13 protein-coding genes and 1 tRNA gene are annotated in these 19638 nt (G+C 40.2%); 5 read left to right on the forward strand and 9 right to left on the reverse strand.

The window, feature by feature from the left end; genetic code table 11:
- Window positions 1-88: 88 nt before the first annotated feature.
- From uvrA to TOL9009_RS47915, 6 genes are all read right to left on the reverse strand, one after another.
- A complete protein-coding gene (gene uvrA, locus TOL9009_RS0128890) occupies window positions 89-2974 on the reverse strand; it encodes an excinuclease ABC subunit UvrA (RefSeq protein ID WP_029636814.1) in 2886 nt (961 codons plus the stop codon).
- Between the two features lie 233 nt (window positions 2975-3207).
- A tRNA-Met gene (locus TOL9009_RS0128895) sits at window positions 3208-3281 on the reverse strand.
- 214 nt (window positions 3282-3495) lie between these two features.
- Complete coding sequence (locus tag TOL9009_RS0128900) at window positions 3496-5766, reverse strand: peptidoglycan DD-metalloendopeptidase family protein (RefSeq protein WP_029636816.1); 2271 nt, start codon at window positions 5764-5766, stop codon at window positions 3496-3498.
- Window positions 5767-6924: 1158 nt separating this feature from the next.
- Complete coding sequence (locus tag TOL9009_RS0128910) at window positions 6925-7386, reverse strand: tRNA (cytidine(34)-2'-O)-methyltransferase (RefSeq protein WP_029636820.1); 462 nt, start codon at window positions 7384-7386, stop codon at window positions 6925-6927.
- Between the two features lie 259 nt (window positions 7387-7645).
- Window positions 7646-8785 carry a glutamate--cysteine ligase gene (gshA, locus tag TOL9009_RS0128915; protein WP_029636822.1) on the reverse strand — a complete coding sequence of 380 codons (1140 nt, stop codon included), beginning with the start codon at window positions 8783-8785 and terminating at the stop codon, window positions 7646-7648.
- A gap of 389 nt (window positions 8786-9174) precedes the next feature.
- Window positions 9175-9342, reverse strand: coding sequence for a hypothetical protein (locus tag TOL9009_RS47915; protein WP_186227673.1), 168 nt, complete (start codon window positions 9340-9342; stop codon window positions 9175-9177).
- A 59-nt stretch (window positions 9343-9401) separates the two neighbouring features.
- On the opposite strand from TOL9009_RS47915, the gene TOL9009_RS0128925 reads away from it, so the two are divergent.
- Window positions 9402-10616 (forward strand): RNA-guided endonuclease InsQ/TnpB family protein, encoded by a 1215-nt coding sequence (locus tag TOL9009_RS0128925; protein ID WP_029636823.1) that lies wholly within the window; start codon window positions 9402-9404, stop codon window positions 10614-10616.
- A gap of 212 nt (window positions 10617-10828) precedes the next feature.
- Window positions 10829-11464 carry a Uma2 family endonuclease gene (locus TOL9009_RS0128930; RefSeq protein ID WP_029636825.1) on the forward strand — a complete coding sequence of 212 codons (636 nt, stop codon included), beginning with the start codon at window positions 10829-10831 and terminating at the stop codon, window positions 11462-11464.
- Between the two features lie 137 nt (window positions 11465-11601).
- Here TOL9009_RS0128930 and TOL9009_RS40815 read toward each other — a convergent pair whose 3' ends face one another.
- A complete protein-coding gene (locus TOL9009_RS40815) occupies window positions 11602-12447 on the reverse strand; it encodes a hypothetical protein (RefSeq protein ID WP_051503057.1) in 846 nt (281 codons plus the stop codon).
- A complete protein-coding gene (locus tag TOL9009_RS40820; RefSeq protein ID WP_051503058.1) occupies window positions 12425-16249 on the reverse strand; it encodes an AAA domain-containing protein in 3825 nt (1274 codons plus the stop codon). Before TOL9009_RS40820 ends, TOL9009_RS40815 begins: the two co-directional genes overlap by 23 nt.
- A 189-nt stretch (window positions 16250-16438) precedes the next feature.
- Here TOL9009_RS40820 and TOL9009_RS0128945 point away from each other — a divergent pair, with 189 nt between their 5' ends.
- Window positions 16439-16729: a hypothetical protein gene (locus TOL9009_RS0128945; protein WP_029636827.1), complete on the forward strand. Its 291-nt coding sequence runs from the start codon at window positions 16439-16441 to the stop codon at window positions 16727-16729.
- On the forward strand, window positions 16726-17223 hold the full coding sequence (locus TOL9009_RS0128950) for a PIN domain-containing protein (RefSeq protein ID WP_029636829.1): 498 nt from the start codon (window positions 16726-16728) through the stop codon (window positions 17221-17223). The genes TOL9009_RS0128945 and TOL9009_RS0128950 overlap by 4 nt, the downstream gene beginning before the upstream one ends.
- A gap of 35 nt (window positions 17224-17258) precedes the next feature.
- Here TOL9009_RS0128950 and TOL9009_RS0128955 read toward each other — a convergent pair whose 3' ends face one another.
- Window positions 17259-18176 carry a histone deacetylase family protein gene (locus TOL9009_RS0128955; protein ID WP_029636831.1) on the reverse strand — a complete coding sequence of 306 codons (918 nt, stop codon included), beginning with the start codon at window positions 18174-18176 and terminating at the stop codon, window positions 17259-17261.
- Between the two features lie 399 nt (window positions 18177-18575).
- Here TOL9009_RS0128955 and TOL9009_RS0128960 point away from each other — a divergent pair, with 399 nt between their 5' ends.
- Entirely contained in the window at window positions 18576-19619 is a 1044-nt protein-coding gene (locus TOL9009_RS0128960) for a mechanosensitive ion channel family protein (protein WP_029636832.1), read from the forward strand.
- Window positions 19620-19638: the final 19 nt, after the last annotated feature.

A 19638-nucleotide genomic window follows, 5' to 3' on the forward strand; every position in this document is an offset into this window, starting at 1 on the left:
CATATCATTATCATTTTTCCAGTCGCATTATTATCTCTAGAATCAGACTACATGAATTTCATTTTTGGCTCCTATTAAAATAAGTTCCTCAACTCTTAACAATAGCTGGATATTGTTGCAAAACTTGCTGCAAATATTGCCCAGTATAAGACCTCGGATTCTTCGCTACATCCTCCGGTGTCCCCACTGCAATAATTTCTCCTCCTTTATCACCACCTTCGGGACCCAAATCTATCAACCAATCAGAACAACGAATCACATCTAAATTGTGTTCAATTACTAAAATTGAATTTCCTTTATCTACTAAACGTTGCAACACATCTAACAATTTGTGGACATCGTAAAAAGATAAGCCTGTAGTCGGTTCATCAATTAAATAAAGTGTCTTTCCTGTAGCGCGACGTGATAATTCAGTAGCTAATTTCACCCGCTGCGCTTCACCACCAGATAAAGTTGTTGCAGGTTGTCCCAATTGAATGTAACCTAGTCCCACATCAACCAAAGTTTGTAACCTAGTAAAAGCTTTGGGAATATTTTGGAAAAAGTCTAAACTTTCCTCAACTGTCATATTGAGAACATCAGAAATAGACTTATCCTTGTACTTTACTTGCAAAGTTTCTCGATTATATCTTGCACCTTTACAAACTTCGCATTGCACGTAAACATCAGGCAAAAAGTTCATTTCAATGACATTTACACCCTGTCCGCTGCAAGCTTCACAACGTCCACCTTTAACATTGAAAGAAAATTGTCCAGGTTTGTAACCTCTAGCTTTTGCTTCTACTGTTTGCGAAAATACATCGCGAATAACATCAAAAACCCCTGTATAAGTTGCAGGATTAGAACGCGGTGTGCGTCCAATTGGTGATTGGTCAATTACAATTGCTTTATCAACAGCATTTAATCCCTTAATTCCCTGTAAATGTTTAGGTAAAGGAACTTTCTTTGTCAGTTGATGTTGCAATGCTGGGTAAAGTAATTCATTAATTAAAGTAGATTTTCCCGAACCAGAAACACCAGTAACAGCAACAAGTTTACCTAGAGGAATTTCGACATCGATATTTTTTAAGTTGTTGCGATGGGCATTTTCAATTATCAAACTTCGTCCATTTCCTTGCCGTCTTTCTGCTGGAGTTTCAATTACTCGTCGTCCTGATAAATACGCACCCGTTAAGGATTTTTCTGCGGTTAATAAGGCTTGTAAATCACCTTGAGCAATTATATATCCGCCGTGAATTCCTGCACCGGGACCAATATCAACTATGTGGTTAGCTGCACGAATTGTTTCTTCATCATGCTCAACTACAATTAACGTATTACCCAAATCGCGCAATTTAGTTAAAGTTCGCAGCAAGCGTCCGTTATCTCTTTGATGCAAACCGATACTTGGTTCATCTAAAACGTAGAGAACTCCTGTTAAACCAGAACCAATTTGAGTTGCTAAACGAATTCGTTGCGCTTCTCCACCGGAAAGTGTCATTGCTGGACGGTCAAGGGTGAGATAATCTAATCCGACATCGAGCAAAAATTGCAATCTTGATTTAATTTCTCGCAGTACTAAATCAGCAATTTGCAATTGGCGATCGCTCAATTTTAATTCGTCAATTTTCTGGCGACAATCGCGAATCGATACACCACTTAAATCTAACATGCAATACTGTCCCAACCGCACTGCTAAAGCTTCCGGTTTTAACCTTTTGCCGTGACAAACTTCACACGGTTGATCTACTAAATACTGCTCTAATTTCTGCTTAATTAATTCGGAGCCACCTTCATATTGGCGCTGTAAAATTGGAATTGCCCCTTTGTAATTGTGCTTATTTTGATCTGCATTTTCTTCTCCATACAAAATAACTTGACGCTGTTCATCTGTTAATTTATACCAGTTATTTTGAAGTTCAAAATCATAAGCTTGCCCAACCTTGTATAATAACTCCAAATAATAGGAATTATCCTTCTCTGACCAAGGTGCGATCGCTGCATACACAGGTGCTTCTGGATCGGGTACTACCAAATCTGGTGAAAACCTTCTTAAACTTCCTAATCCATGACAATTAGGACAAGCACCATAAGGTGAGTTAAACGAGAACAATCGCGGTGATAATTCTTCCATTACTGCCCCATGTTCCGGACAAGCAAAATTTTCCGAAAATACTAGTTCTTGTTCGCTTGTCTCTTGTTCGTTGTCAGAAGTTGGAGTAATAACTATGGTAGCAATACCATTTGATTGTTTTAAGCACGTAGAAAGGGAATCTACCAAACGCTCTTGTATGCCGTCTTTTTTCACAAGACGGTCAATTACTACTTCAATGGTGTGAGTAAAATTCTTATCTAAGTCAATTGAATCTGATAATTCTCGCACTTCCCCATTAACGCGGATGCGGACAAAACCTTGAGAGGCAAGACTTGATAAAAGCTTTTTATGGGTGCCTTTTTTACCTCGGACAACAGGCGCCAGGATTTGAAAGCGTGTGCGATCGCTTAAATCCATAATCCGATCAACCATCTCGTCGATAGTTTGCGGTGCAATACAGCGATCGCATATCGGACAATGGGGTTCACCAGCACGTCCAAACAGCAAACGCAAGTAATCGTAAATTTCTGTTACAGTTCCAACTGTGGAGCGCGGGTTATGAGAAGTTGATTTTTGGTCGATAGAAATCGCCGGACTCAAACCTTCAATGGCTTCGACATCAGGTTTATCTAATTGTCCCAAAAATTGCCGTGCGTAGGCGCTCAAAGATTCAACGTAGCGGCGCTGTCCTTCGGCGAAAATGGTATCAAATGCTAAAGAAGACTTGCCAGAACCAGAAACCCCAGTAAAGACAATCAGGCGATCGCGTGGCAATTCTAAATCAATATTTTTCAGATTATGCTGCCTTGCACCCCGAATCCGAATGGTATTCTGGCTATTGGCGTTGGGGTGAGGAAGATGACCATTTAGTGATGATGCAGCAAGCTTTTGATCTGACATATCGGCAGGCTGAATAAATAGAGGCAGCGCGTTAAGTCCTTAATAATACTATCTTTACTGCTGTCTTAGAACAGTCGTACTGCTGTCTTATTGGTTATGATTTTACTCCTTTGGATAGAAGTTATGATAATTTAAGGCGATCGCCTAAAATTATCATAAGTTGCAATGCCAGTAGGAAAAACAGTAGAGACGTTCCGGCGGAACGTCTCTACTGAATTATCATATTTTTGAAATGGCTCAGGTGTGACTCGAACACACGACCTCAGGCTTATGAGTCCCACGCTCTAACCAACTGAGCTACTGAGCCAAACTTTTTTCATGCCTTCCTTAATATAGCAGAAAAAATTTTTCTTGCCTAGCTTTTAACTCAATTATTTTTTTGCGCTCCTCAAGGCAAAGAATATTACGTAATAGAAATCAGGGAGTAGGAAATAAAATCTTTACCACTCCCGGCTCATTACTCCCTAGTAGCTGTAATGAAAAGCGTTCATAGGGAGTTTAACCAAAAAGACAGCCAGGAGCTACAGGCGAGCGGGTAACAAAGCTATTGGATTAACAGCACCTCTGCCTGATGCATGAATTTCAAAGTGGGTGTGTGGACCAGTACTAAAGCCTGTGCTGCCCATTAAAGCAATTGTGTCGCCTTGGCGCACTGGTTGACCTGCCTGCACCAGGATTTTGCTGTTATGACCGTAGCGAGTCATGCTGCCATCGTTATGGCGGATATCGACAACATTGCCGTAGCCACCTCTATTCCAGCCAGCTTTTTCAATTACACCATCAGCCGATGCGTATATTGGTGTGCCTGTACCGTTAGCAACGTCAATACCTTTGTGTGGACGTCCCCAACGCTGCCCAAAGCCAGAGGTGAGGACACCCTTGGCGGGCCAAATATAAGCAGTGGTCATGGTAGACGGAGCGGGCATGGTCGGGTCAATCGCTCTGGGTAAGTATCTATCCACTGCTGCTGTTAAAGGCGGTAAATCTGGAGAAACTGTTCTTCCGCGCATTCCTCCAAGAGATGCAGAAGCATCAACACCAACAGGAGGTGTGGCAATTCTCACACTTGGTCTGTTGCCGCTAGGATTCCACTGACGTGATGTTTGATTAATAAAAAAGAAATCTGGATTAACTGCGTCATTGGTGCGTTGAGTTGCACTGAATTGAGGCTGAACAGGTTGAGCGCTATAGTTAGGTGCCATCGGTTTAGGAACGAGGATCGGCACCGCAACATTATTCACTCTATTAACGGGATTCGACACCGCGAAATTATCCGGTCGAGAAACAGGAATCTGCACCGCAGCTTCGTTGCTTGGGGATTCTGTAGGTACGACTACGTTACCAGATTGTTGAGCGCGGTATTTCGCCCGTAGTCTCTCAATTTCGTCTTGCAAGCTACGCAGGCGTGGATTATTTTTTGTCCGTGTTACCTCTGGCGGCTTTTTCGCCAGTTGCATTTGATTCAAGTTTTGTGGGACTGGGCTGTCACCACCGATACCATAAGCGGGGGCTGTGGTGAGGTCTGTTGTGGGCTTAATCGCAGTTGCTTGAATCTGGTTGCCAGAAATTACTGCTGTCGGGATGGTAACACCGTTCTTGTTAGCCGTGAATGATGGCTGTGAAGGCTCAGAAGGAGTTAAGCCAGCGCTAAATGTTAATGATGGCGTAACAATCTCAGGGGCACTACCAGGCTGCACAGGAGTAACTGCTGGGACAGTTGGCTGGATGGCAGTACTGCGGTTTTCGGCAGATGGAACTGTGAGTTTTTGATTGATTCGCAGTTCGTTGGGATTGTTGAGATTATTTGCCTTGATTATTTCTGAGACTGAAGTACCGCGATCGCTAGCGATCGTTCCTAATGTATCTCCAGGCTTAACTTCGTAAGCTACCTTTGGTGATGGCGTCAGGCGTGTGTTTGTCGCGACCGTCGGCGCATTTTTTACGTTTGCCTGCTTTAACTTCGATATGAGGCTTGCTTGGCTGGCATCGGTAGCATTTTTTGATGGCTGTAATGCAGTGTTATTTGCGTTCAACTGTGGTGTTTTTTCCACCGCAATCGTTGGCTGTGCTACCTCGTTTGTTGTTTGTGATAATTTGGTCTCCTCAGACCGCCACTCCGCCAGACTTCTTCTTAAACGGTTCGATTTTTCTTGTAAGCGATTGATTGCAAAGTCTTGCTGTGCCCTCAATTGAGAATTGATTTCACCGCTATTCGCGACTGATGCTGACGAAACTACTGTTTGTGGTTGGGCATTCAAGGATATGCTTTGAGCGTCAGCAATTGCAGTGCGATCGCTTTGCTGATTGGCATAACTCTTGGGAATGCTTACTTTTTCTGCGGCTTGAGGCTGCAAATTTACCGACTGTTGGATTGTGGTAGTTGTTCTGGCTACCACAGGTGCAGCAACTTGCAATTTAGCTTGAAGCCCAGGCACTTGTGAAATTGCTGTTGGTTCCACTATTTGAGGACTTCCCAGCACGCTTACTGATGACGCGGCTTGATATTCCAGTTTTGGCGTGGGCGCAAATTTCACCTCGGTGTTAGGAGCCGCAGGAATCGTTGAGGCTGTGTTTTGATTGCCTACAGGGGCTGCTGCTTGGGCTTGGTCGCCTTGCCGAGTCACCAGGAGGCTGGTAGCTCCCATTGAAATTGCCAAACCAATCATGGCGGCTTTTGTCCGTCCCTGGCGGTTAAAGCATGGATTAACCACGTTTAGCTGTTCCGCTGGGGCATTGTCACTGTGGGGATTTTCAAGCACAGCCTTCACTTTCTCCTTTAATGCTCGTTTCAAAGACGACCTCCTATGATCTACTAGCGCTTAACTGACCTCGATCTTTAATTCGGATATTAGTCAATGATCTAGATCACATTTAATCACAGATCGAGATCACACTCATCAGAGACACTTACGCAAGATTATCTTGCTTCTCTGATTTAGACAAGTTAATTACACGATCGCAAAATTTAAATTTTTCATTTTCAAGTTGCTGTGCTTACTTGTCCGTTCGACTCCCCTACACCTGGCAATATATGCTTTTAGAGCGTTGTCTAATGTCTATCTTGCTTTCATTAGCACTTTATCCACAAATAAAAATTTGCGCTCGTTCGCTAGATATGAGCTAAGACTTCAAACAAAAGCGATGCCCCTACTGTAGATATCTTCTAGACTTATGCACCCAATCCGCCTTCTCAACACGAGACTTTACGTTGATTCTTCCCTGAAAGACAACCGTATAAACTCGCACGCCGTTTTTTGCTGTTCAAATTTCACTTTTTTCGCAAAAATAGCTCAAATGCTTTAGAAGACAAGCTTGCACTGTTTTTGTTCCCAAAAAATAGAGCTTCCAATTCATGAAAAACTATCATTCGGGTCAGATAGCCGCTCAAACTTTATATACAAATTTCTTATATAACCCCGCCCAAATTCGTAAGTATTTTTCACTATTTTTTCTTAACAAATCTTTTAAAAGTATACTAGTTATTTTGTTTAACATAAACAAGATTTTTTTTTGATGTTTTTATTTATGCCTACCTGACTTGAAACAGGGGGAAAGGCAAAAGGGAAAAAATATTTTCATGAGTTATTGGTATACGCAATTGATGATGGCTACTTGAAAAAGGGACTGGGGACTAGGGATTAGGGACTGGGGACACAGGATTATTGTTCGCTCTCTTCAGACCCCAAGCAAGTTTTAAAGAAAACGGAAGTGCCTTTTCCCCAGTCCCCAGACTCATAGTCCCGGAGCGCCATTCCTCTCTTAGACTTGCTGCGCTCTTGTGTCGGGGAAACAATCTTGGCGACCCGTTGAATGTATTTAAAATAATAGACATCTCCCGAAAAGACATAGAGACGTTCCGGCGGAACGTCTCTACAAGGGTTTCGGGCAACGCATAATTAAATTTATTTATGAGCATTTCTCCTGCCTCCTGCCCTCTGCCTCCTGCCTCCTTACTGTAAATAGCCTAACTGACGACGGGCTTCAAACAAACTCACAGCAACACTTACTGAAAGATTCAAGCTGCGAACATTCTTCTGGGACATAGGAATATGCAAAGTGGCATCGCAAATAGACAAAGCTGTTGCTGGTAAACCAGTCGTTTCACTGCCAAATAACAGCCAATCCTCTTCTTGAAACTGAAAGTTTGCATAATTCAAACTACCCAACACGCTAAAGCCCAACAAGGAACCACCACGCTGCTGATGTACAACTTGAAACGCTTCTAGAGATTCATGACAGTGCAGCTTTACATAGGGCCAGTAATCTAAACCTGCCCTTTTTAAATAGCGATCGCTAATTTCAAAGCCCAAAGGTCCAACCAAATGTAATTCTGTACCCGTAGCTGCACAAGTACGGGCAATATTACCTGTATTGGGAGGAATTTGCGGATTAACTAAAACTACCTGAGGCATTTGCGAGGGGATAAATGTATACAAAACAACTATTACCAATGCTATTTATACGTATCTAACCTCTCTATATATAACTTTTATTAATATTTCTCAAAAAATACCAATGATTAGATATTTAAAACAAAGTCAGAACCCTCCCAAAGGAATATTTGGGACTCTTTTTTGCTTTTATGAAGAAATAATAAATTTTCTGTGAAGAAACTGACTTTTTATTTTCAGAGGAATTTATCATTTACTTCCACACAGTTCTTGTGCAGTCTTAAGCTATTAAGGAGGAACACAATTTGTCTTCTAGTTCAATTTCTCGTTCTCGCGTGGCACGAATAGCCTGGGTAATGACGCAAGTGGTATCAAAACCTACAGAATGCAGTTGCAGCCACTGTTGAGCCTCATTGCCTTCGCGGAGTATTTTTTGTAAGGGCGAAAGGAAGCAGCCAAAACTATGACGTTTGGCGATCGCCGAAACTTCATCATATAATTCGCCAATCCAATCTCTAGCAAGAATGCTTCTGCCATCTTGCCAATGTATTAGTTCAGCATCAAGGCTAGCAGACGCTGCTGCTGCTTCGTTGCTTGCTGTTAAAGTTATCAGTTCTTCTCTTGAGAAGTTGCTTTGAGTAAGCGGATCGAGATGGGGATTCTCTATTATCTGTAATAAACGCGCTTCTAGCAAGGCGGTAATTGCCAATAAAGCGATGGGATCTGTGACTAAATCGCAAATTCGCAGTTCTAAGCGATTTAAATCGTAAGGACGGCGATCGCCATTTGGTCGTACCGATACCCACAAATGACGAACATTTTGCATTGTCCCAGCAGCCAGTTGATTTTCCACCCATTCAATATGATGAGCGTGGCTGGCAAATAACGGCACATTCGCTGGTGTTTGTGGGAAAAGACCCCAACGAGTGGAGTGATACCCGGTTGCCTTGCCATCAATAAAGGGAGATGAAGCACTCAAAGCTAAATACAAAGGCGCTTCTAAACGTATAATTCGACATGCCCGCATCAATACCTCCGGGTCGCTGATGCCGACATTGATGTGAACGCTAGCGGTGACAACTTTGGTACCGTAGGTTTGCTCAATGTAGTCGTGATATGGATTACTGGGGTCAGAACGATAAAAGCGATCGCTGCCACTCAAAGATAAAGTGCTTCCGGGAATCAGCGTGTAATCCCCCAATTGTTTGAGGTAATTTCGCAGTTGCAGCCTGGGACGCAACAAAGCGCATAATAACTGATCGTAATTGTGCAATGGCGCGGTTATATATTCCACATTCCGACTATCTGGCTCCCGCACAAATCCATCTAAAGATCCCACAATTTTATCGGAGAGTCCGACAATTTGTCCTTGAGGCGTGCCTGTGTACATCTCAATCTCAAAGCCTTTTGATAGCACCACTTTACTTCTCCTAGCCTCTTGTCGCTTATAAATTGTATCGAATTAAACGATTTTTTGCTGGAACTTGATATTTGGGGACTGGGGACTGGATATTTGATGAATGCAAAATGGCTGAAAATTCTTTATTGATAATTTGTACTTAGTCCCTACTGGTCTGTAAATTTTGTTTTAAGGGGTTTTTGGTAGTGCGGGCATCTTGCTTGCGTGAGCGAGACTACAGTCCATCATTTTTATTTTGACAAACTACTACTCCCCAATCTTTGATTAAGAGTAATCTAAAAATAAATCAAAAACATCTAGGTAACGGTAGATGTATAAATATTTATAAGAGAGTAGGCTGAAAACCCTTCGGCTTCAGCCAAGGGATGAAAGCCACTTTAAGGCAGGGTTTACCCTGCGGTGATATTTTCTTTTTGTGGTTCGGGTAAAGAATCTATCCATTCATCTACAAGACTACTGATAGTTCTATCCATTTGAGTAGATAATAAGACTAACTTATAATACCTGCGGTCTGTGATTCTACAATTTAATCTTTTAACTTTCACGTTGTCTCCCATTGGTTTCATATAAATGTTAGCATATGCGAAACGAAAGCAATTAAGGAGGTGATAGCGCAGTGCTAGTTTTAGAGTACAAAGCAAAAGGAAACAGACAGCAGTATCAAGCAATTGATGAGGCTATTAGAACTACTCAGTTCATCCGAAACAAAGCTATTCGTTACTGGATGGATGTATCTAGAGAAGCAAAAATTAATAAAATAGCTCTAAACAATTACTCAACAGCACTGCGGAAAGAGTTTAAGTTTGTAGAACAATTAAATTCTATGGCTTGTCAGGCTGCTACTGAAAGAGCATGGAGCGCTATTGACAGATTTTACAGTAATTGTAAGTCTAAGAAGCCTGGGAAAAAGGCTTTCCCCCGTTTTCAAAAAGACAACCGTTCTGTTGAGTATAAGACTAGCGGCTGGTCATTGCATCCTACAAAACGACGTATTTCATTTACCGATAAGAAAGGGATAGGCGAGGTCAAGCTGTTAGGAAAGTGGGATATTCACACCTATCCTGTCAAGTCTATTAAACGTGTTCGATTAGTCAAAAAAGCCGATGGTTACTATTGCCAGTTTGCAATTGATATTCAGGTTCAGACTGAGCAAAGAACGGCTGATGGTGAAATCGGTTTAGATGTAGGGCTTGAGTTTTTCTACTCCGATTCTAACGGACATCATGAGGAAAATCCAAGGTTTTTAAAGAAAGCTGAAAAAGCCATCAAGCACGCTCAACGTCAGATTTACAAAAAAGAGAAAGGTAAAAACCAACGAAAAAAAGCAAGACGAAGATATGCTCAAAAACACTTAAAAGTAAATAGGCAACGTAATGAGCATTTTAAGAGAATAGGACGCTGCGTATGCAAAGCTAACGCTTTAGTCGCCTATGAAGATTTAAGTGTTAAGAACATGGTAAAAAATCATTGTCTTGCCAAGTCAATTAATGATGCTGCTTGGTCTACTTTTCGTTGTTGGTTAGAATATTTTGCTGGTAAGTTCATAACTCTTGTTGTCGCTGTTAATCCAAGAATGACATCTCAAAAATGTTCAGATTGCGGTACAATTGTGAAAAAATCTCTTTCAACTCGTACCCATAAGTGTAGTTGTGGGTGTCAGCTTCAAAGAGATGTGAACGCAGCAATAAATATTCTAAATCTTGGAAAAGCTACCGTCGGGCAGACGGGAAATAACGCTACAGGACTAGTAACCACTACTTTAATTGGTGAAAACCTGTTAGAGCAAGTAACTAGGAAGAATGTAGAATCCCCTGGTTTTCCGAACAAATGAGCCATAGCGAAATTTGTTCAACCAGGGGAGTGTCAAATCTCCTCCTTTTGTTAGAGGCGATACTGATGATAAATCTCACTCTTCGGCGCAATGCACCAAAGAGTGACGCCACACAAGGGACTTCAGATCATCATGAAAACCCTTCACCCAAAAAAGGCAAGGGGGCAGCATGAGAGCAGATGTATCACTCACAAAAAAAGGCGATCGCGACGATGCTAACAACAGGAAGCGCAGAAACTAGGACTTTGCTCGAAAACATCAGTTGGCAGACATTTAAAACCATGCTGGCTGAGATGGGTTCGGAGCGTAAAAACCGAATTGCTTATGACTCAGGACTACTAGAAATCATGGCTCCACTGATGCCACATGAGAACTCGAACCGAAATATCGAAAGCTATGTTCTTGTGTTGTGTGAGGAATTTGGTTTAGAAGTTAAAAGCACTGGCTCGCTAACCTTGACGCGAGATGACTTAGAGTCATGTGGAGAGCCAGACAGCAGTTACTACATTCAAAACGAGCAGATTATTAGGGACAAAGAAAATATTGATTTAAATATAGACCCACCACCAGATTTAGTGCTTGAGGTGGAATACTCTAGACCGAAAATAGACAAATTGTCCCTTTATGCCGAGTTGGGTATCCCTGAGTTTTGGAGATACAACGGTACTGTCTTGCGAATTTATACTCTTTCTGGCAGCAAATACATTGAAGTGCAAAATAGCCCAACTTTTGAGCCTGTACCAATAAAGAATATTCCACAATTTATTCAAGAAAGCAGAAAAATTGGGCAACTATCAGCGCTTCGTGCTTTTCGAGATTGGGTCAGACAGCAAATGAACTATATGTAGAGACTACCAAGTGCTACGTCTCTGTAGGGTTTTGGGTTTTACGTATGTATCTCATTTACCTGAAATTTGCTGTATCTTATTTTGTGTGTACATTAGGGCAAAAAAAAGATATTGTATATTGCGATCGCAATGTTTATCTATGGAGTATTGAGAGTTGTTTCGCGCTCAAAATTGATGGTTTCGTCTGACAATTCACACAACGCTTCTAAGGAGACTTTACCTTCAGCTTGCAGCGTTTCCAACCAGTTTGAAATCGACTCTAAAATTTGCTTTCCACTTCTTACTTGCAGACTCAATCTATCTTCAAGCACATCGAAGAGAACGAAAAGCGATATTGTTTTCCAAATTGTTTCAGTTGGAGCTACGACTTTAGAGGAAATGACGATTTTTCCTTCTTTTGGTAGATGAAGTGCTAAACCTGAAGCCTGAATAATTTGTTGTACTTCCTCAATAGATAAGGAAGAAATATCAGGAATTTTACGATCAATCTTGACAAAATCCGCCAAGTCAGGTTGTTTCAAAACAACTGTACTTGAAGGTTCAGACTGAAAGATAATTTTTTCGTTCAAGCGATCGCTAACAGCATAAACTTGTACAGAATATGGAGGCTGTGGTACAGAGCCTTTTTCATAGAATAAACGCCCTTCGGGAGTAACTGTAATTGGTGATGTTGCTGACAGAGTTTGTAACATTTTAAGAGTTGTAGCGGTACTTCGCACAAATACAGGATCAAGCCCAAGTACAGATGCTAATTCATCCTCTGTTGGCGGAGGGTTAAGTTCAAGACCAGCGCGGATGATAAACTCTTCGAGTACATTCAAATTGCGGGGTTCTTTGATAGTGACTTCTACAGGAGTTTGATATAAACTATACCGGAATTTCCGCGCTGCCAAAACTGATAAACCTGGACTTTGCGCTTCGATTTCGTCTACCAATTTCTTGAGACTATCATCAATAGGTTTAGCCGCAGACTGAAGAAACATCAATAAAACCTCCATGAAGACGTACAATGTTTGAAACCTGGGAATACATACTTCCAACTTTGCCCGGTTGCTGAGTAAATAAATCGTGACAGCCAACAATTATTAATAGTTCTTGAGCGCGGGAAAAAGCAACATTAACTCGTTCTGGCTTCTTGGCAAATCCCACATCTCCCCGACTGTTATTGCGAACCATACTAACAATTACAACAGGTCTTTCCATGCCTTGAAATCGGTCAACTGTGCCAGTACGAATTTGCAACGAAGGAAAAAGTTCAGATTGAAGACGCTCATCAATTTTTCTTAGTTGAGCACCATAAAATGTAATCACGGCGATTTCTTTTTTTGGTTCACCATTCGCAACCCTAGAAGCCCAAACTTTATCGAACTGCTGACACAAACATTCAATCACATCAATTTCTGGAGTATTCAAGAAAGAAGTTCCTTTTGATTCTTCCTTAAATGCATTGATTAGAGGCATTTTGACCCAGTTCAGATGGTGATGTTCTTCGATGTTTTTCCCTGCTAGATTATGTGCGCGTTTAGTGTCAGGCTGTAGGATGCCACATTCTAGCTGATCGTTGTAAAACTGATTAATTGCGCCCATAACAATCGGGTGCATTCGATATTGAGTAGTCAGCATCTGTTTGATGCTTTTGTTAGCAGTTTCAAACTGAATTTTAAATAATGATTCTTCTAAAAATTGCAGTTCTTCTCGTGTAGCGCCAATTTCTTGAGCTACTTCTGATAAAGTACTAGTATTAAGCATAGGTGGTAATTGACGATGGTCGCCTACCATTACTAACTTTTTGCCTTTCAAAGCTGGGATTAGTAACTCTGGTGGAGTACATTTACTGACTTCATCAATTATGACAACATCAAAAGATTTAAATTCTTCCGAAAAATCGCGATTTGCAGCTTGAACGCAGGTAATGCCGACGACGTTAGCGTTATCTAAATAAATACGCCTTAAATCATTGCGATCGCGTTCTGAAGGATTGCCTAATTTTACAATCCAATCTTCGACAAAATGCTGATATCGGTTGATATAAGTTTCATCATTCTTGAGTTTTTTTTGCCAAGAGTTAAACTTCTTTTTGATACCGCGTAAAAAGTCTAAATTAAACAACTCCGTAGAAGAAATATCAGGTTTTAGTTTATCAGGTATCCCTTGCCATACAGTCTGCCACCAGTTTCTTTCGGAAATTAAATCTTCTGATAGTGGTTGTATTTCTTTCTCTAGTTTACATAGTTCTTTTTGTAATTTATCGACATCATCTATAAAAAGTGCAGTTTCTTGTTCTAGTCGGTAAAGATGTTGATGTAAAGAATTTTTGATATTCTCCAATACTGTAAAAGGTTCTAATAATAAAATTAAGTTTTCAAGCTTACTTGTATGGCTTTCCCAATTATGCACTTGCGTTGAGAATTGTTGATGCTGTTCCCAAATCTTTCCTTGTGTCGTCAGATATTGTTCAGCTAAAATGCGTAATTGAGCAGGTACGTTTGTTCGGGTAAGTTGCTGCAAAATATTAATAACTCGTTCAAGTTTTAAATTAGCATTTTCCCGCGCTATTTCTACCTGATTTTTGGCGGTAGATATTTGCTGTTGGGTGATTTCGTTTTTTTGAAGTTCATTTAATTGATTTTGCAAAGGTTGAAGCTGTTGTTGAATTTCAGTTTTGACTTTAAGAACGCATTGACGTGCATTTGTCAAGATACTTTCTAGCAGTTCTTGTGTAATACGGTTAAGGGTAGACTCAATGTTATTCGGTTCCCATGATGCACCATAGATTTGTTGCATATTGCTTAAAAATTGCTGGGTATTTTTAACTATAAGTCGTCGCTGATTTGTGTCGAGTCGTGGATAGTTAATAAATTTTTCAGCAATCTCCTGCCACTGTAGGCGATCGCTTGTTGACAGCACCATTGGAGTCTCAGTCAAACTTATATATAAAAAATAACCAAAATTATACTGCTTACCTTGTAGGTTAATAAAACCTCCCTCTATCTCAAAAGACAACGCTTTTCTCAATCTCACCCAATCTGGTAGATAATCGATTTTGTTAACTGTGTAATTTGTGGGTACAAGTGGTAAGTTAAATGAACTAGCCAGTTGCAGCAACTCTGATGGTAATTGCACCTGATAATTTGTTAAGAGTTGACCAGATTGCTGACAATTGTTCAAGATTTTATACAATCTGGAATATGCTGTAGACTTCCATTCTTTAACAACGGTTATAACTAAATCAATTTCCTGTTTGCGATTTTCCCAACTCTGGATGGCTTGCTGTAGATTTTGCTGCTTAGTAAGGAATTGCTGATAATCTTTTTGTAGCTGATTCAAATGGGTAGAATTCTGTCTGAAAACTTGCACCGATGCTGCAACATTCGACATGACTACAGTCGCATCCTGAGCATAACTGAATGCTGTTCTAAATTCCGAAATTCCAGTCCCTACAGTCTCACGCAACCAAACCGCCAATCCAAATACACCACGCTCAGGGCGAACAAAGCCAAATTCATCAGTATACTTGACAGCTGTACGAACATTTGCCAAAAAGTTTTGTACTAAACTGTTGTCTTCTGTGTAAGGTTTAAGACGCGGCAAAAAATTTGTAACTTCTGAAGCTTCCCAGTTTATATTCGGTGCGGCATCTAGCAGCTTTTCTAACCCCGCAATTAGAATTTCAATCTCGCTTTTCTGTGCAACAGATACCTTGTAGGCTGTTTCTTGATTTTTAGACTTTGCCTCTAGGTTTGTCTTGCCCTTTTTGAATTCATTTTGTTTATAATTTAATTCTTCCTCTGCTTTTAGGTACGCCGTAAATCGTTGTGATGATGTCAGCAATTGACGGAAAACTTGTATATTGTCTAAGCGTTTAGTAAGATTATTTTCGCAATCAGTAGCGGTATTTTCCAGCCATGTGCCAATCACTTGGTCTTCTAAAAATGGCTGTCCTTCCTCCCCAACTCTTTCGGCTCGTCCCTTTCGTACAGCCCGGATTGCTGGGTTATGAACTAATCGACTCAGAGCGTTATCAACTGCTAAGTTCGCTTGAGAAGCAATCAGGGTGCGTCCACCCCGAAGGGCAACTTGATAGCAAATCTCGGCAATGACGGTAGTTTTGCCTGTACCTGGTGGACCTTGGATGAGAACTAAATCCTTAGCTGCAAGCACTTTTTCCACTGCTGCTTTCTGACCTGGATTAGCAGAGGATAATAATAAATTCTCTGGTTTAATTTCAACAGTTTTTTGGATGGATCTTGCCTGGGATGCGTCGAATAAAAAGTTTCCCAAATAAGGATTCTGGGTACGACCATTTTTCAAGTCGTCCAATGCTTTTTTCTTACGCTGAATTTGTTGAATGTCACCAACTGCCTCAAAAAACAAAAATCCAGTAGCTGGCATCTGATAACGTCCTGCTACTATGTAGTCAGCTAAGTCACGCTCTAATCTTATCGAGATGATGCAACGGTCGGGATCAACTTGTTCGATAGACCCTAATTGCCGACTGTTTCGCCAATTTTTTCCTGTAGGAACACTCTCGAAAAGCTTTACCTCTTCGTTTCTTGCCTGTTTTACCCGTTCCCAGAAGTTTTCCTCCTCCAGGGAGTTTTCAGTAGAACCATCAAGGGTAGCTAAGGCTACATCAATCTCAAAACTGATCCGCCTTGTACCTGAGCCATAGTTGTGATTTAAGAAAGGTACACAAAACTGACGTGCCTTAGCGATGTTTTCTTCAACCTGTAAAAATGCTTTCCAAATATTCAAGAAATTTGCTCTGACTTTGCCGTTGTTCATCTAGTGTTGCCCTTACCAACAAAGTTTTCCAAGTCTAATGTTCCCAAATCTTAGCAAGGGAAAACATCTTTAACTTATCAGCTACTTAAAACCTGCATTTACCGGCGGAAAATGCCAGTATTATTTAAAGCTAATAACTGTTAACAGCCAAAAAATCAAGTTAAAATTATAAACGGGAGGTAAAAATATATGGAAATTAATGTGCGTAGTGCTGTTGTAGCTGCTAAAAAGTATTTTGAAGATATACAGGATATGATAGGTAATTCTATCAATGATATCTTGCTTGAAGAAGTAGAATTGTCAGAAAATAAAAGGTTTTGGTATGTAACATTAGGTTTTAGTCGTCCTGTAGCTAAGACTGAAAGATCGCTTATTCCTGATGCTATTTCTTTAACTACTAAATATGAACGTGAGTATAAAATCTTTACAGTAGATGCAGAAACGGGAGAAGTAAAATCGATGAAAATTCGTGAGGTATGAAAGATTATATTCGCTCGTTGTTTCAAAGTTACAAACAAAAAGGAATTTTAATTGACACAAATATTTTATTGCTTTGGTTTGTAGGTACTGTAAATCAAAGTAGAATATCACAATTTAATCGAACTGAAAAGTTTTTACCGGAAGATTACGATTTGCTAGTGAGCATCTTGTCATATTTCTCAAAAATTGTTACAACACCTAATATTCTTACTGAAGTGAATAGTCTTGTTAACCAAATTGGTGAACCAGAACGTTCTCAATGTTATTCTGTTTTTGCTCAAGCGATGACTGTATTAGATGAATTTTATATTGAAAGTGTAAATGCTGTTCAGCTAGATAATTTTATTAAATACGGGCTGACTGACTGTGGAATTGTGACTTTAGCAAAAAATAAATATTTAGTCCTTACAGATGATTTCAAGTTAGCTAATTATCTACAAAAAGTAGGTATTGATACAATTAATTTTAATAATATTCGGACTTATGGTTGGTAATGCATTACTTTTAGATGAGCGATCGCCTAAATCCCCTAAAGTCGATACTGCCGATAAATCTGACTAGCGGCACGATGCACTAAAGAGTGACGCCATACAAGAGACTTTAGATCATCTGCATAACCACCACCGATAACGCAGGCAACGGGATAACCGGCAGCTACACAAGTACTCAAAACCTGCATTTCTCGGCGGAAAATGCCAGTATCAGTTAAAGCTAATTTTCCCAAGCGATCGCCTACATGGGGATCGACACCAGCATCGTATAAAATCAAATCTGGCTTGACATCTGACAATAAATCTGGTAAGTAATTAGCCAAGGTTTGTAAATAAGCGTCATCTTCCATTCCAGTTGTTAGGGGAACATCAAGATCGCTTTTTTGCTTAGTACCGGGAAAGTTGACTTCGCAGTGCATGGAGAAAGTAAAAACACTGTCGTCGTCTTGAAAGATAAAAGCAGTGCCGTCACCTTGATGGACATCTAAATCGACAATCAGGATTTTTTTCGCAAGGTTGAGTTTTTGTAAGACGCGGCAGGCGATCGCTAAATCGTTGAAAATACAAAAACCAGAACCATAACTGGGAAAAGCGTGATGAGTACCACCAGCAGTATTACACGCCAAACCTTGACTTAGTGCCAGTTTAGCCGTAAGTATTGTACCACCTACCGCCACACAAGTACGATTTACCAGCGCCGGACTCCAAGGTAAACCAATGCGCCGTTGTGCTTTTGGGTCTAGCGTTCCGTTACAGTAAGCTTGAGCGTATTCACAGGTGTGAACTAACTCTATCAACTCAGGGTGCGGAGATTCCGGCATGTGGAATTGTTGTAATTGTGCCACACTGTCAGCTAACAGCAGTTCGTATAATTGCCGGAACTTTAACATCGGAAAGCGATGTCCTTCAGGCAGTGGTGCAACGTAATCTGGGTGATAAATAATTGGCAAGTCCATATAATTAATTTTCAGTTTTAACCGCCAATAATGCCAACTACCCAAACTGTGATAATTGCTCTTTGATTCTGACTTTTCACGTTATGTAAAAAAAAACACGAAACCTAACCCCCCAGCCCCCTTCCCTACAAGGGAAGGGGGAGAATTCAAAGCCTCTCTCCTTGCAGGAGAGAGGAATGGAAGCGAGGTTTTCCACATAACGTGAAAAGTCAGTTCTTTGATTCAGCCATGTATAATTTAAACTGTAACAAAATACAGGGAAATAGCAAAGAAACTTCAGTGGATTTTGAAGTGGATAAAATTTGTTATGATGTCACAATTACGGAGGCATTGAATTAAAATTCACAAATTCAAAATCTTAGAGACAATGATTTTAATGCAATTTGGAGCAGATATATGTTGATAAAATGGATTCTCCCACTGGGATTTATTTTAGCTGGTTTACTAGCTGGAATAATTGCTGAAAAAATCGTTTTTACTAAATTGAAAACATTTGCTGCTCGCCAACTACCAGGTAATGAAATATTATTTCGCTCCTTACAACGCATCACCTTCACTTGGTTTGTACTAGCTGGATTTTATGGAGCAATTCGTGCTTATAAAAGCTTAATACCAGATATTGCCGAGGTATTGCAAACAATTCTGACAATTGTTTTTTTGTATTCAATTACGATAGTTATTGCCCGATTAATTGCTGGTTTTATTAGATTATATAGTCGGAGAAATCAAGGGGTTTCTGCATCACTACTTTCTAACCTTGCCACAACTATCGTTTTAATTTTAGGAACATTAATTATATTACAAACGATTGGCATTCAAATTACACCGATACTTACCACTTTAGGTATTGGTGGTTTAGCAGTTGGTTTGGCACTTCAAGACACCCTAGCAAATTTATTTTCGGGTGTTTATTTAATTATGTCTAAGCAAGTTAGAACGGGAGACTATGTAAAATTAGAGGATAAACATGAAGGATATATTACAGATATTACATGGCGCAATACTACAATTAAAGAGCTTTCAAATAATGTGATCATTGTCCCTAATTCTAAACTTGCCTCGGCGATTTTTACTAATTACCATTTACCAGTTAAGGAAATTACATTAACGATTAATGTTGGTGTAGATTACGAGAGCGACCTTGAGGAAGTTGAAAGAGTAACTGTAGAGGTTGCAAAAAAAGTATTGGAAGAAGTTTCACCCGAATTATTAGAAAATGAACCGTTTCTCAGATTTCATACTTTTGGAGATTCAAGTATTGATTTTACAGTATTTATGCGGGTGAATGAATTCTTTGACCAACGCATTGCTAAACACAAATTTATTAAGCAATTGCATAAAAGGTATCAGCAAGAAAAAATTAAAATTCCCTTTCCAATTAGAGAAGTTTATGCACAAGGTAATCAAACAAGAAATGGTCATGTAGTGGTAACAGAAGAATAAAATCTATAAAAAAAAAGGC

This window comes from [Scytonema hofmanni] UTEX 2349 (assembly GCF_000582685.1).
Taxonomy (GTDB): Bacteria; Cyanobacteriota; Cyanobacteriia; order Cyanobacteriales; family Nostocaceae; genus Hassallia; species Hassallia hofmanni.